This is a genomic window from Psychrobacter sp. H7-1, from assembly GCF_904846585.1.
GTDB classification, from domain to species: Bacteria; Pseudomonadota; Gammaproteobacteria; order Pseudomonadales; family Moraxellaceae; genus Psychrobacter; species Psychrobacter raelei.
Map to the genome: position 1 here is coordinate 1 of NZ_CAJHBH010000059.1, position 13,662 is coordinate 13,662.

Below are 13,662 nucleotides of genomic sequence, written 5' to 3' on the forward strand. Positions count from 1 at the left end.
AGTGTGATTGCGTACGAGTTGCTGATAACGTTTAATAAGTCTCGTATCTAGGGTCATTTTCTCTATACCATACTGCGCTATTTTATCAAATTTATGCTCACTGATAAATTGTGTAGATACCTATGCTCTAGCTTACTGGGAAGTGGTCGAGACTCCGGCTATGAAAACGCTACGCTCTGGTCAAAAAGACTAAATATCTAGAGCTATGAGGTACCGGGTTTATAAGCACTATAGCTTAGATTAAGATGGCGGCGAATTGATCGCACCCGTCGCGATTTTAATCAGCCCCGCCTATTTAAGCCAAATATGGTAGAATAGATACCCAAAGATCGATGACAAATCTAGCTTGTGGCACAGCAGTAATAGACTTAGCAACAACTCTATAGTCAGCCCTGCGCCCAAGCCTCTTAATCTAAGTGAGGTTATTATGCTCGCTCAACTTCTTCCTATGCTGCTGATTACCTTCGGCGTCTTTGTCCTATTTTTCTTGATGATGGGCATCGGCTATATGGTAAAAAAAGAGCCGTTACGCGGCTCTTGCGGACGTGTGGCCAACCTGATGGGAGATGAAACCTGTCAGTTCTGCGGTAACGATCCTAATTTGTGTGAACAGATTAATGACGAAAAAGCTTTTGATAGTAAAAAAGCGGCAGACCTAGGTAAATCAGCCTTATGAACCAAACCCGATAAGTCAAATCTGCCATAAAACCCCAAAATCTCAGTAAAACCGCTAGAGAATATAGACTGTTATTAATGTTCAAACTTTCTGGCTTAGGTTCCCCCGATCATTTCTGTTATAGTTAAACCATCGCCTATGCGGTGGTTTTTTTATGCCCGCTAACCTCTACCCCGTCTGTCACAAGTAAGTGGTCTATTATGTCGCATTCTACCTCTGCCCAAAACAGTCTCAGCTCTAAGGCGACGACGCCTAACGCCTCCCAGCCCGCCCATACTTTGGGTCAAAAGACACCACCTGCGGTATTTTGGCTGGTGGTCATCGCCATATTACTGATGGCGAGCAATATGCGCTCGCCCATCGTGGCACTCGGTGCCATAGCGCCTGTGGTCCAAGACGCACTCAATATCAATGCCACCCATATTGGCTGGCTGGGTGCCATTCCTATGCTAATGTTTGCACTCGGCGCCTTAATCTCTCCGGCGATAGGCAAACGCTTTGGGCTTGAGAATACCTTAATTGCGGTGCTATTCGTCATTACTGCCGGTATTATCATGCGCTCAACTTGGGTCAGCTGGCATGGCTTCTTGGTGGGTACGGTATTGCTGTCATTGGCCATCGGTTTTGCCAACACCTTAGTGGCACCGGTTATCAAGCAGCGAACCCCGCACAATATTGCGTTAGTGACCGGATTATTTAGCTTAACCATGTCGGTGATGGCGGGGATAGTCTCGGGACTGGTCTATCCATTGACTGAGCGGATCGGTTGGCAGTGGGCGCTGGGTGGTTGGGCAATATTGGGTATTGCTGCCATTATTGCGTGGGTCATCTTACGCCTAAGGCTTGGATCCTCTCATAAGCTGCCGGCAGCGGTGATGAACTCAGAGCAGCAAGCGCAAGAGGACATCTGTATTTGGAAATCAGCACTGGCCTGGCAAATGGCGGTGTTTATGGGGCTACAATCCTTGTTATTTTATACCGTGGCCGCTTTTTTACCCTCCATCTGGATCAGTAAAGGCTTAAGTGAGGTTGAGGGCGGTAGCATGGGCTCGGTGTTCCAGTTTATGGCGCCCATTGCCATTATCGGTATGACTTGGCTAATTCGCCGCGGGATGCAAATTCAGACTGTGGCCATTGCCGCCACGATACTCAATGTCATTGGCCTAGTCGGTATTACCTATCTATCACCTCACTTAGCTTGGCTGTGGACCGCTATTATGGGGCTTGGCTGTGCCAGTATTTTTACCCTATGTATCATGCTGTTCTCTTTACGCACTTATAGCCCAAACCAAGCCAGTAAACTGTCGGGGATGGCTCAGACCGTGGCTTACTTGGTGGCTTTCGCCGGTCCTTTTGGCGCAGGCTGGCTGCATGAAGCAACTGGCGGCTGGGATGGCCCTTTATTATTTATATTGATACTGACCATCATTAACTTAATTATCGCTTGGCTTGCCAGTCGTCCTATTATGATTGACGGCAAGCCCGCTTAGCGACTACTCTAAGTCAATAATTTTAACTTTTAATCTAAAAATAACTTAAACGGTACTGTTATGAAGTTTTCAAAATACGGACAGCAATTCACCCAAACCAGCGCCATCTCTCAACTTATGGACGACCTAGGCGACGCCCTAAAAAGCCCAACACCTGTCAATATGTTAGGCGGCGGTAATCCAGCACGCATTGATAAAGTGAATGAAGCCTATTTTGAGGTCTATAAATCATTGGAAAAAGACGGCATTGAAGGCGGCGCCATCGAATCAGTGGGTAACTACTCAAATCCGCAAGGCGATGCCAAATTTATCGAGGCCTTGGTGGCTTTTTTTAACCGTCATTACCACTGGAACCTTACCACTGAGCATATCGTGCTGACCAATGGCTCACAAAATGCTTTTTTCTATTTGTTTAACTTGTTTGGTGGTCAATTCGAAGACGAAAAAGGCAATACCACCACCAAATCTATTTTATTGCCACTAGCCCCAGAGTATATCGGCTATAGCGATGTGCACATTGATGGCAAACACTTTATTGCTATAAAGCCTGAGATTGAAGAGGTTGAGCACGAGGGCGAAAGCGGCTTTTTTAAATACAAAATTGACTTTGATGCCTTAGAGAACTTGCCAGCACTAAAAAATGGGGAAATTGGTGCAATCTGCTGCTCACGCCCCACCAACCCCACCGGCAATGTGCTGACCGATGAAGAAATGGCACATTTATCGCAGCTTGCCAAACAGTACGACGTGCCTTTGATTATCGATAATGCTTATGGTGAGCCCTTCCCCAATATTATTTATCCTGATGTCAATCTAAACTGGGATGAGAATACGGTTTTGTGCTTTAGCTTGTCTAAAATAGGCCTACCTGGCGCCCGTACCGGTATCATTATTGCCGCCCCAGAAGTGGTAAAAACCGTGAGCGCCATGAACGCTGTGGTCAATCTGGCCCCCACTCGCTTTGGGGCTGCCATTACCGGACCGCTACTTAATGACGACAGCCTAAAGCAGCTGTGTGATGAGACCATCCAGCCCTTTTATGCAGCAAAAGCTAAGCTTGCCATCGAGCATTTAAAACAGCAGCTGGGTGAGTATCCAGTGTTCATTCACAAGCCTGAAGGGGCGATTTTCTTGTGGGTGTGGTTCAAGGACTTACCCATTAGCACCACAGAGCTTTACGAGCTGTTAAAACAAAAAGCCACGCTCATTGTGCCAAGTGAACACTTCTTCCCAGGCTTAGACATCAGCGATTATCCGCACGCCCATCAGTGCATCCGAATGAGTATTGCCGCCAGTGATGAAACGTTGGCATCGGGCATTAAAGTCATTGGTGAAGTGGTACGCAGCTTATATGACGCCCAATAACAGGCTGTTTTACATCCGCTGTTGTTACATCAGTTCTTGTTGCATCCGCTGTTGCGACATAAAGCTGATGTTAACACTTACTGCCCTGTCTAGGAAATAATAGCCATGCCCTCTACTACTGAGACGGTGCCTCACAGCGCGATGAATAAATTGTTTGGTACCGATAGCACCGAGGTGTATCTAATAAGCCAAGAGTGGGCGCAGCCCTTGCAAGCGTATCTGACGGCCAATGAGACACGGCTGGCACCTTATGAGCCCGCCCGTGAGCCCGATTATTACACCTTAGAGGGCGTACAAGCACGTATTGCAGCGGCACTAGATATGCACCGTCAGCGCCAAGGCATCTCTATGTTATTCACCTCAAAAAACAGCACACAGGTGATAGGCGTGATTAACTTTAGCGGCTTTATGTATGGGGTATTTCAGGCCGGATATGTGGGCTATTCAATAGACTCAGACTATGAAGGCAAAGGCATTATGAGCGAGGTGCTCAGTCAGGCGCTTGAGTACGTGCGCAAGCACTATGGACTACACCGCATTATGGCCAATTATTTGCCTGATAATCATCGAAGTGCGCGGCTGTTAAATACGCTTGGTTTTGAACAAGAAGGCTATGCCAAGTCTTACTTAAAGATTAATGGGCAGTGGCGTGATCATGTGTTAACTGCCTTAGTCTTTGATGAAAATAGTCTTTGATGAAAATAGTCAAGGTCAGTAGTGCATCTATGCTGTGCGCGCCAATTTCACACGCTCATAACCATTCATAAACAGCCAAAGCGCCTGCCCCCTGTTAGTATGGGCTCACATAAGATTTCATTATTTTGTCATTCATACTATTGGGGTAAAAAAAGCCATGTCGATGCCGTTTTTTAAGCCATTATCCGCTGCTGTTATTGCAAGTGCTCTGTTAATGGGCTGCCAGCCCAGCTCAAATGATAAGACGGCCACTCAGTCACAAGCTGAGTCTGCGCCCACAGCCAAGACCCAGACCAACACCAGCGCACCCGCCGCATCACAATCCACCACAAGCGTACAAAGTAGTGCCCCAGCTGAAGTTATGGAGCAGCCAATTACCATACTGGCCCTCGGTGACTCACTCACAGAAGGATTAGGATTGCCCGAAACTGAGGCCTACCCCGCCCAATTAGAAGCGGCATTAAAACAGGCCGGTTATGTCAACGCCAAAGTCATTAACTCTGGCTTAAGCGGCGAGACCAGCACCGGATTGGTGAACCGCTTAGACTGGGTATTAAAAACCAAACCTGACATCACTATTTTGACCACAGGCGCCAACGATGCCATGCGGGGTATCGATGTGGCGACTATCGATAGCAATATTCGCACGGCCATTAAGCGCTTACAGGACCAGGGCAGCGTGGTGGTGCTTGGCGGTATGCAAATCTATGACAACTTAGGGGATGACTACGTCAAATCGTTCTCGGCCATTTATCCCAACATTGCTAAAGACACCGGTGTGGTGTTTATTCCTTTCTTTTTGGACGGCGTTGGCGGTGATGCCAGCCTCAATCAGGCCGATGCCATTCACCCCACCAAAGAGGGCTACGCGCGTATCGTCAATAACAACATCTTGCCGGTGCTTAAACCGGCGCTTGAAAAGGTCGCAGCACAAAAACAGGCCCAGACCGCTCAATAGCACACGCTATAAATAAGCCACCTTGATTAATTACTTTGCTTAATTACCTTGTTATTTGTCCCCTGACTAAAGAGACTTTATGAGCAGCCAAATCGATAATCCAAACAGCGATGTTAAATCCTCGCCCCTACTGACGGCACGCAACCTAAGCAAAAGCGTGATAATCGGCGATACCAAGACCGACATCATAAAAGGTGTCGACGTATCGATTGACGCTGGTGAGTTTGTCGTCATAATGGGAAAATCAGGGTCAGGCAAGTCAACTTTGCTGGGGCTACTGGCAGGACTTGATTATCCAGATAGTGGAGAGATTTGGCTTGATGGCCAAAACCTCACTACCCTAAGCGAGGATGAATTGGCACAAAAACGTCAGCAGGATATGGGATTTGTGTTTCAGTCATTTCATTTATTACCAACCTTAACCGTGGCTGAAAATATCGCGTTTCCGCTGGATATTGCGCGTCGTCCTGACCCAGAGCGGGTGGTGCAATTATTGACAGCGGTCGGTCTTACCCACCGCCGTGACAGCTTACCGCATCAGCTTTCAGGCGGTGAACAGCAGCGCACAGCACTCGCCCGCGCCCTGGTCGCCCGTCCCAAAATCATCTTCGCTGATGAGCCCACCGGTAACTTAGATGAACAAAATGCGCAGCAAGTGATGCACTTATTATTGGAGCTACAGCAGCAGTCTGGGACGGCCTTGGTGGTGGTGACCCATGACCCAGCGATGACTGAGCATGCCGATCAGGTCATTACCATTCATGATGGGCGGGTAGAATAGTCTACAAGCATAGGCTGCCACCAGCCTACAACATCTGATTGGCCAATACCCCAAATATCTGAGCCCGCTTAACCGTCTGTACTGCCCAAGCATAATGGGTGGCAGGCTCGAGCATGGTATTGTTGTGTTTAAATACCGCTTTGGCATCTTGAGCCAAGATAGCTTGCGCCTCCTCTAATACCCGCGTAGATACCGAAAAAGCCTGCTGTACCAAGGCAATTTGCGCCGGATGAATGACCGTCTTGCCCACCAAGCCGAGTGAGACATCGGTGGCAAGCTCTTGGATAAACAAAGCGGTATTATCAAAGTACTCACACACAGGTGCCGTCAAATAATAGCCTTGTGGCACAAAAGTCCCAATAAGCTGATGCATCAAGGTGCCCATAGGGGTCTCATAAATGGTCTGAGTGCTGGGTCGACGCAAGCGCAGGGTAGAAAATAAATCATTGCCGCCAATGCGTAATGCAAATACCCGCTCATCAAAGGCATGCGCTAAGGCCGTGGCTAGGGCCTGATTGTGTGCCGGATCAAATAAGCGGCCGGTCTCTAAAGTGGGCATTAATAGACTGTCCTCTTGCACCTGCTGGCAGGCCAAGCGCCAATTAGACAGACTGTCCATGTCCACTTTGGGCAGCACGTAGCCATCGACCAGATTAATGTTTGGCAAGGCGGCAAGCTGCATTAGCATCTGCGGATTGCGCGGGCGAATAAACACCAGCGGTCGATTGCTCTTTTGTACTGCTGATATTTGAACGCCTGTGGCCTCATCTATCTGATTTACACACTGACTGTGCGATACGCTAAGCGGCGTATCTTGTTGAACACTGGCCCAATGTGACAATAGCTTTTGTATGTTACTCCAAGCATAAGGCACATCGCTTTCGCTCACCGCATCCTCTAAGCAGATAATGACGCTGTCTAAATTTGGCAGTTTGCTGCGGCTAATCACCGCCCAGACATCCTCGCGTGTGGCAGGCATGTACAGGCTTGCCCCTAACTGATAAGGGTGCAATGCGCTCTCGGATATGGCACTTACTGAGCTCAAAAAATTCGGCTCATTCATAGCGATATTGGGCGCATTACTGTCAGAGACACCTGAGGTAATTAAAGGGGGTAACGGGGTCATGATATACACTCTAAGATTAGAAAAACTGCGATTAGATATAAAGCTTATGCGATAGGATTTGGTTTTTTTTGATATGTAGCAGGGCTATTGGTCACGTTTTTTGATGATGGTGACCGCTTGATACGGCAAAATCTGCTCGCCAATCACCGTCACAGCCACCCCCTTTTGTTGACACAAATGCCTTAATAATGCCGTGTCAGGATGATCGGCACTGGCCAATAGTACCTGCTCAGGATCACGCCGCATCACGGCTCGGGTAGCCTCAGCAATGGTCGGCTTAATACGATTGATGTTACTAATCTGATAGCGATTGGCCAACGTCTCAATAATACGCTGCGCATGATAACGCGGGGCTGCATAAGTCGGCAAAGCGGTTGTGTTGGCATTTTGCAAAAGCAGCTGATGGCGCATGTCTTCTATGGCCTCGATAAAGCTTAAACTGTGATCTTTATGCGCCAAATCATGATAAATCACGCTTTGATGTAAGCCGGATGTTAAGTCGTGATTGGGGGCGCTATACAAGGTTCGTGATATCAGGCCAGAGACGGTACTGCCAAGCAGACCTGAAGGTATCAGCCAATCCTCATTACTGGCCGATAACCACGCCACGCCCGCAGGGTCAGCAAGGGTTAACAAGGGAACCACACCACGGCCTTGATGAAACACATTGCTAAAGCTTGCATCTGCCGTCCAATGCTTATCCAAATAAGCCTTTAAGCTGCGTGACAGTTCACCATAAATGGCGCCTTTACCGGTCCAGCCATCGACGAAGACTATTGGACTTGTGGGGTGAGCGCTCAAGATTTTGGTGAGGGCCACTGGATCTAGCCCTCTATCACGGATAATACTGACGCCATAATGCTGACTGGGCAAATGATAAGGTGCGCTACCATCGCTTAAAGCCCGCTGTAACAAAACCCCTATTGGCAATCCTGCCCGCACCAAACTCACCAAAATCAGTGGAGACCGACTATTTATCTGCGTCTCAAACAAGCTTTTTAAAGTGGTACTAAGCCGAATAATATCCTGCGCCAAGCGTAACTTTCCTTGCTGTAACGCCTGTTGATACATCTGCTCATGGGCGTCAGAAGGCGCTTTTTCTAAAGTCAGCATGTCTGAGTAATGCTGCTGTCCGCTTTGAATCAGCGCCTCTTTTTGTGCCACCGGTACATCCCTAACACCCGACTTATCAACAATGTCTAATAACAAAGTCACATCGCTTGGCAGATAGCTGCCACAATACGAAGTAATGTCTGATGGCGGCGTTGTTTTGTGTAAATCCATAGCTTAGCTGCTTTATCTTTTATATTTAAAAATGGTTATATTTAAAAACGGTTATATTTAAAAAGTATGTTTAAACAAGGCGATGTGTTAGCGAGGGTAGATTGAAAATAGGCTGTATTTAAAGCACATGAATATGGTCATGAAGTTGACCATGATTGGGGGTGCCGTACCAATCAAGCTGCTGCAAAAAAGGTAAATCTGCCAAGCTATCGCCAAAGCCAAAGCTAGGGCGAGCGTGGTCTAAATGCTGCTCAAGCAAGTAGGCTACCGCATGACGTTTATGGATACCCTTGGGCAATATGGCCAAATTATTGGCATTGCTATGGATATAAAAATCATCGGCCAACTGGGGGTGCTCAGCCAGCAGCCACTCACCAAATTGCTGTAAAGCCATGGCATCTTTTTGGTGATGCTTGATGGCCAAATAAATCAGCATCTCGCTCAATGAGTCATCGCTGGAGTCAGTGCCTGGTGCCACAAAATCATCGTGATGCAGCGCCAGTCTTAATGGCCCTTGCTGTCTGTGATTATACGCCTCAATTATCGCTATTAACTGCTGTAACTTGGCTTGTAGCGGCGCTAAGATTGCGCCCATTTGGTGTTGCCAAGCCTTTAATGGCTCCCCTGAGGGCTGTAAGATAAGGGCGCCATGGGTCAGCACTTGCCAGCTGCTAAAGTTAAGCACTACCCGTTTAATCTCATGTCGGTCACGAGCTGTCACCACAATCAGCTCCGTACTTGCGAGTAACCAATTAAAAAACAGCTGCTGGCGCTGGGTCATAAGACTTAATGGCTCACCTTGTTTATTGACGGCGGCATATACCAAATGATGTGGCTCAGCAGTCGGTAGCTGCCACGCTGCAATTTTTCGTTGTGTCTGAAATAAGGTGTCATCCAAATCCATCAATGCATAAGGCTTGATGATTAACGAGTCGGGCATAAAGGGCGTTAAGCTATGGGTATTGATCGTCATCGTTAGGGACTCACCACAATCACGTTATCTAAGTTATGCCACAGCGCATCGACACTCTCAGTGGGTGTCTCGACACACAGCACAATGATATCCCACTGCTCAGGGACCACGTTATACACAAAGTTGGTCATACCTAGACCATAATTATCTTGGAAGCTTAGTACTGCGTCAATGGCACCGCCCAAAGCAATCGGTGATCGGGTCAAAGCGCTAAAGCTCACCTGTGCACGACTTTGTGATGTCGTCAGCGCCTGCTGCTCTATCCACTCTGCCAACAAAAAAGGCAACCACACAAACTCATTACTTCCCAGCACCAAAATTCGCGTAGACTGAGCATTATCAATGGTGCCGCTATCCTTAATAAACGGGTCGCTGACCACATCAATGCCACGTGCTCTTTGATAAGCCTGCTTAAAGCGTGCTAAAAAATGAGCAAAGCCCTCGGTGCTGTCTAAGGTAGGTTGACGCCCCCAGTTGCCAGTTGCTAACAGCGGCTGACTGCCGGCGTCAGTGGTATCGACACTGGGCATAGTAATCGGCTGTGGGTCGGGCGCATCGGTCCATTGCCAGTCGCCAGCCATCAAGTGATGACGCTCAAAGGCTATCCCTTCTAAGCGAAGAGCGATATGGTCATCATTGTCTGCTTGTCCTAACGACCAATCCACCAAAGTTACCAAATGTACCTGCTCAAGCTCAGTGAGCCCCGCCTCTCTTAAGGCACTGACCACATTGACACAAGTATTTCCGGTTGAGGCTTCATCATCCACCATAATCAAGGTCTTACTGGCCATTAGCTGCGCCTGTATGTGCGGCTCATCGCTTTGATAAATCAGATGGGTGCTCGCATGGCTATGGTCCTCACTAAAGGTGGTCAGTAGGCGTGCTTGCTGCTGAGCATGACGGGTGGAGTTGAGCAGCAGCGCATTGGGATAACGTTCCTGTAACGCTTGATGCACGCCTGCTGACAGTCCCACTGCGGTCTCAGCCATACCCACCACCACTATCGGCTCAGGCAAATTATCCGGCACCGTATGAGCCAAATGGCTAAAAGCTTGGCGCATGATCTGAGGCGATACCGGAATATGTCGACCCAGTACTTTGGAGACAAACAAAAACGCCCGCTTCGGATTAATACGCTGCGCAAATCCCAGCAGGTCATCAAGCTGATAGCTGTGCTCACCACTTAGCCGATAGCTTAAGTCAAGCGTGCCTCTGGGCAGCTCTACCCGCTTTTGTTGATAAGACAGTGAATCAGTTGAGGGATGTTTGCTATCGCAGGTCATGGTCAAAACTTTCCTTTGGCGCTCTGTAATACACGAATTATATGATGCGTACATCCGGCGCCGTAATGGGTCAGATATTACAAATTATCAATGATCAATTTTATGCGAGGGCTACTCGCTTAATGGCTACTCGCTGGGCTCAATCAAAACACTACACATAATAGAGCGTACTTGGCAGGGCTTTATTTGTGTCGTGATGAGCGGCAAATCTGGCTTATCTTCAACTCCTAGCCAGTAGCCAAAGGCGATCTGGGTTAAATCGATACCACTGTGTACGGTATACCCTATACCCCCTGAAGGACGTGAGTTAATCTCAAGCACTTTGTGATTACCCGCCTCATCAGCCTTGGTCTGTACGCTTACAATACCGTCACAACCAAAGGCACGAATTAAAGGGATAACTACCGCCATTACTGACTCATCATAGCCTAGATGCTGTACCTTGCCGACCTTATAACGGGTCACAGCAGCCAACACTTCACCGCGCTCACAGACCACATCAATAGAGTACTCTTTGCCAGGCAAATAAGGCATGAGCAACATCGGAATCGGCCGCTGTTTTACCATAACGCTGTTAGAATAAGCACTAATAAACTCAGAGGTGGTGATTCTGCGATTATCCGTGAAATACAGATGCTCAAAGCTGTCGTAGCTTGCGCTCTGTACGTCCAATGAGGCTTGAGCATGGGTATCTAGACACCAAAACCCTTGGGCAAATATGCCACTAATTGGCTTCACACAAAGCGGCTGATGACCATGGGTCTCAATCAATTGCTTAAGCTCATCTACTGTATCAAAGCTCCAGCCTTCTGCCGCAGCAATGTTGTGCGCCTGACAATGACTCATAAAGGCAAATTTGTCATCGATTTTTTGTAGCATCTCAGTCGAGGTGGCGCCCGTTAGCAGACGAATACCCGCCTGCTCAAACTGAGCTCGCTGCGCCTCATAAGTGATGCTATTGCGACCTGTTAACAGCACCTTGGTATTGGCCTTAATGGCGTGCTGTAACACAAACTGCCAGCGCGCCAAACCGCTTTGTTGCTCTTGCTTGACGCTTGGCTCGATAAAGACGTGATCAGCAAACTCAAAAATCTCCGGGCGCTGCGAACGATGTGAGGCAATAACTTCAAATGGCGTTATACTGCGCCGCTTTAATTGCTGTAAACTTTGTAGCATATCACGCTGACTCGACTGCCCTTCAGCAAGCCAAACACTGGGCGCACAACTAAACGTGGACGGACACATAGATAACCCTTTAATAAAAATACCAACGACTCACTGCCTCTATTTAACAGCTGCATTATAGGCACATTTTAGGATAAATAATCGCTTTTTTATGCGTTTATTCTCTCTTTTGCTTCGCCCTTTAGCTTGCCCCTTAGCCTGCCCTTTAACCTGCTTTTTAATTTGCCTTTCGTTAAAGCCAAATCTGCTAGACTACTATCACAGTACCAAAATCATTATAAGTAGACAAAGCTGGTCATCGCCTTAACAAATCATGGCCAAACTTAAGCACAGTAGGCTAGGAAGGCTAAGCTGCCCCCTTTATTCATTCTATGGAGAGTTATTATGAGTCAAACTTTAATTGCCGGTGCCAATGCGCCGCTACCCACCGATAATATTAGTGTACGTATTTTAAGTGACCAGCCCATTGATTTCGCTGCCTACCGCTTAGCCGAAACTGGCAAGGTGCGCGGTGACGGCGACATGGTGTTTTATGGTCAGACCCGCAGCGATGATGGCAGTGTCAGCCATCGCGGCCACGATACTGATGCGTTTTTTGACATCAGCCTACCTACGCAGCCACAAACTATCCAAAAAATTGCTTTGGCTTTTTCAAGCAATCAGCCTTTATCACAATTGGGCGATATTCAATTGCAAGTGCTCCAAGGTACAACTGTACTGATGACCTGCCATGTACAAAGTGCCAATCGCAGCGAAAAAGCACTTATCTTAGGGGAATGCTATCGCCGCCAAGGCCAATGGAAATTTCGATTTATCTCGCAAGGATTTGATGGCGGATTGAAGCCACTGTCTGAGCATTTTGGGGTAGACATTGCTGATGAGGCGCCTGCACCTAGTCCTGTAGCAACGCCACCGGCTCAGAACCGAAGCTCACAAATGCCGCCCCCTATTAGCGCACCGGCACCCAGCTCACCTGCGCCGCGCTCGGTTAATTTATCCAAAATTAGCCTGACCAAAAATCAATCCAGTATTAACCTGAAGAAAAAAGATGATTTTGGCAAAATCACCGTCAACCTAAACTGGAATCGCCAGAACGCTAGCGGAGCTAATACAGCGGTTAAAAAGAAAGGCTTTTTAAACGATTTGTTTGCCGCAAAATCAACCGGTATAGACCTTGATGTTGGTGCGATGGTGCACCTAAATAATGGCGAGCGCACCTTAATTCAGGCACTCGGCGGCCGATTTGGTGATCTTCAAAGAGCACCTTATGTGTTACTGCGCGGCGATGACCGCACCGGCCAAAGCCTAGACGGTGAATGGCTCGATATCAATGGTGCTCGCTGGAGCGATATCAAAGAGGTGTTTATCTTCGCCTTTATCTACGAAGGGGCACCCAACTGGGCGCAAACCGATGGCACAGTCACCATTTATGTCCCCGACCAACCGCCTATTGAGACACGGATGACGGAGGGCAATAACGCCTCAGGCATGTGTGCCGTTGCTCGGTTAATGAACCAAAATGGCAGTGTTAATGTGGAGCGTATTAACCGCTATTTCTCCGGCCATCAGCAGATGGATGAAGCCTTTGGTTGGGGCTTTAACTGGAAGCGGGCTCGCAAATAAAGTCAGTTGCGGCGCCTGCTCTACTTGTGACATAAAAAAACGCTGACCTAGGTCTAATGCCAGTCAGTTAAGGCTGACTGGTATTTTTTTTGGGATATTTTTGTGGTTTACCCTTAACTACCCTCGGGCAAGATCGCTTTCTACGTTCAGGAATAACAAACAATTTCCCTTCCTCTAAAAGTGCATCTAACAACTTAGGGAAGAGGCCCGCAGCCTGTTAGG

The 13,662-nt window shown here is 47.9% G+C and carries 12 protein-coding genes; 7 read left to right on the forward strand and 5 right to left on the reverse strand.

Annotated elements, in window-relative coordinates:
• The first annotated feature begins 427 nt into the window (after positions 1-427).
• The 6 genes from nqrM (at position 428) to JMX92_RS12485 (ending at position 5,966) form a co-directional block, all read left to right on the forward strand.
• Positions 428-676, forward strand: a complete 249-nt coding sequence (nqrM, locus tag JMX92_RS12460; protein WP_011959387.1) for a (Na+)-NQR maturation NqrM — start codon at positions 428-430, stop codon at positions 674-676.
• Between the two features lie 200 nt (positions 677-876).
• Positions 877-2,166 carry a CynX/NimT family MFS transporter gene (locus JMX92_RS12465; RefSeq protein ID WP_011959386.1) on the forward strand — a complete coding sequence of 430 codons (1,290 nt, stop codon included), beginning with the start codon at positions 877-879 and terminating at the stop codon, positions 2,164-2,166.
• Positions 2,167-2,226: 60 nt separating this feature from the next.
• Positions 2,227-3,531 (forward strand): valine--pyruvate transaminase, encoded by a 1,305-nt coding sequence (locus tag JMX92_RS12470; RefSeq protein WP_201545971.1) that lies wholly within the window; start codon positions 2,227-2,229, stop codon positions 3,529-3,531.
• A gap of 105 nt (positions 3,532-3,636) precedes the next feature.
• Positions 3,637-4,227, forward strand: a complete 591-nt coding sequence (locus JMX92_RS12475; protein WP_201545973.1) for a GNAT family N-acetyltransferase — start codon at positions 3,637-3,639, stop codon at positions 4,225-4,227.
• A 157-nt stretch (positions 4,228-4,384) separates the two neighbouring features.
• Positions 4,385-5,185 carry an arylesterase gene (locus JMX92_RS12480; protein WP_201545975.1) on the forward strand — a complete coding sequence of 267 codons (801 nt, stop codon included), beginning with the start codon at positions 4,385-4,387 and terminating at the stop codon, positions 5,183-5,185.
• Between the two features lie 79 nt (positions 5,186-5,264).
• Positions 5,265-5,966 (forward strand): ABC transporter ATP-binding protein, encoded by a 702-nt coding sequence (locus JMX92_RS12485; protein ID WP_155586769.1) that lies wholly within the window; start codon positions 5,265-5,267, stop codon positions 5,964-5,966.
• Between the two features lie 25 nt (positions 5,967-5,991).
• On the opposite strand, the gene JMX92_RS12490 is transcribed toward JMX92_RS12485, so the two are convergent.
• The 5 genes from JMX92_RS12490 to JMX92_RS12510 form a co-directional block, all read right to left on the reverse strand.
• Positions 5,992-7,092 carry an HpcH/HpaI aldolase/citrate lyase family protein gene (locus JMX92_RS12490; RefSeq protein ID WP_413786868.1) on the reverse strand — a complete coding sequence of 367 codons (1,101 nt, stop codon included), beginning with the start codon at positions 7,090-7,092 and terminating at the stop codon, positions 5,992-5,994.
• Between the two features lie 84 nt (positions 7,093-7,176).
• The gene (locus JMX92_RS12495) at positions 7,177-8,376 is read right to left on the reverse strand and encodes a cysteine protease StiP family protein (RefSeq protein WP_201545976.1); all 1,200 of its coding nucleotides are present in this window, start codon (positions 8,374-8,376) and stop codon (positions 7,177-7,179) included.
• 118 nt (positions 8,377-8,494) lie between these two features.
• On the reverse strand, positions 8,495-9,349 hold the full coding sequence (locus JMX92_RS12500; protein ID WP_201545977.1) for an HAD hydrolase family protein: 855 nt from the start codon (positions 9,347-9,349) through the stop codon (positions 8,495-8,497).
• Between the two features lie 2 nt (positions 9,350-9,351).
• Positions 9,352-10,632 carry a phosphoribosyltransferase domain-containing protein gene (locus JMX92_RS12505; RefSeq protein ID WP_201545978.1) on the reverse strand — a complete coding sequence of 427 codons (1,281 nt, stop codon included), beginning with the start codon at positions 10,630-10,632 and terminating at the stop codon, positions 9,352-9,354.
• A 126-nt stretch (positions 10,633-10,758) separates the two neighbouring features.
• Positions 10,759-11,877: an ATP-grasp domain-containing protein gene (locus JMX92_RS12510; protein ID WP_201545979.1), complete on the reverse strand. Its 1,119-nt coding sequence runs from the start codon at positions 11,875-11,877 to the stop codon at positions 10,759-10,761.
• A gap of 324 nt (positions 11,878-12,201) precedes the next feature.
• Between JMX92_RS12510 and JMX92_RS12515 the strand changes: the two genes are divergently transcribed.
• A complete protein-coding gene (locus tag JMX92_RS12515) occupies positions 12,202-13,440 on the forward strand; it encodes a TerD family protein (RefSeq protein ID WP_201545980.1) in 1,239 nt (412 codons plus the stop codon).
• Positions 13,441-13,662: the final 222 nt, after the last annotated feature.

Bases quoted from the DNA above. Each gene is read 5' to 3' on its own strand.
- nqrM (WP_011959387.1), top strand. From the start codon at position 428: ATGCTCGCTCAACTTCTTCCTATGCTGCTGATTACCTTCGGCGTCTTT.
- JMX92_RS12465 (WP_011959386.1), top strand. From the start codon at position 877: ATGTCGCATTCTACCTCTGCCCAAAACAGTCTCAGCTCTAAGGCGACG.
- JMX92_RS12470 (WP_201545971.1), top strand. From the start codon at position 2,227: ATGAAGTTTTCAAAATACGGACAGCAATTCACCCAAACCAGCGCCATC.
- JMX92_RS12475 (WP_201545973.1), top strand. From the start codon at position 3,637: ATGCCCTCTACTACTGAGACGGTGCCTCACAGCGCGATGAATAAATTG.
- JMX92_RS12480 (WP_201545975.1), top strand. From the start codon at position 4,385: ATGTCGATGCCGTTTTTTAAGCCATTATCCGCTGCTGTTATTGCAAGT.
- JMX92_RS12485 (WP_155586769.1), top strand. From the start codon at position 5,265: ATGAGCAGCCAAATCGATAATCCAAACAGCGATGTTAAATCCTCGCCC.
- JMX92_RS12490 (WP_413786868.1), bottom strand. From the start codon at position 7,092: ATGACCCCGTTACCCCCTTTAATTACCTCAGGTGTCTCTGACAGTAAT.
- JMX92_RS12495 (WP_201545976.1), bottom strand. From the start codon at position 8,376: ATGGATTTACACAAAACAACGCCGCCATCAGACATTACTTCGTATTGT.
- JMX92_RS12500 (WP_201545977.1), bottom strand. From the start codon at position 9,349: ATGACGATCAATACCCATAGCTTAACGCCCTTTATGCCCGACTCGTTA.
- JMX92_RS12505 (WP_201545978.1), bottom strand. From the start codon at position 10,632: ATGACCTGCGATAGCAAACATCCCTCAACTGATTCACTGTCTTATCAA.
- JMX92_RS12510 (WP_201545979.1), bottom strand. From the start codon at position 11,877: ATGTGTCCGTCCACGTTTAGTTGTGCGCCCAGTGTTTGGCTTGCTGAA.
- JMX92_RS12515 (WP_201545980.1), top strand. From the start codon at position 12,202: ATGAGTCAAACTTTAATTGCCGGTGCCAATGCGCCGCTACCCACCGAT.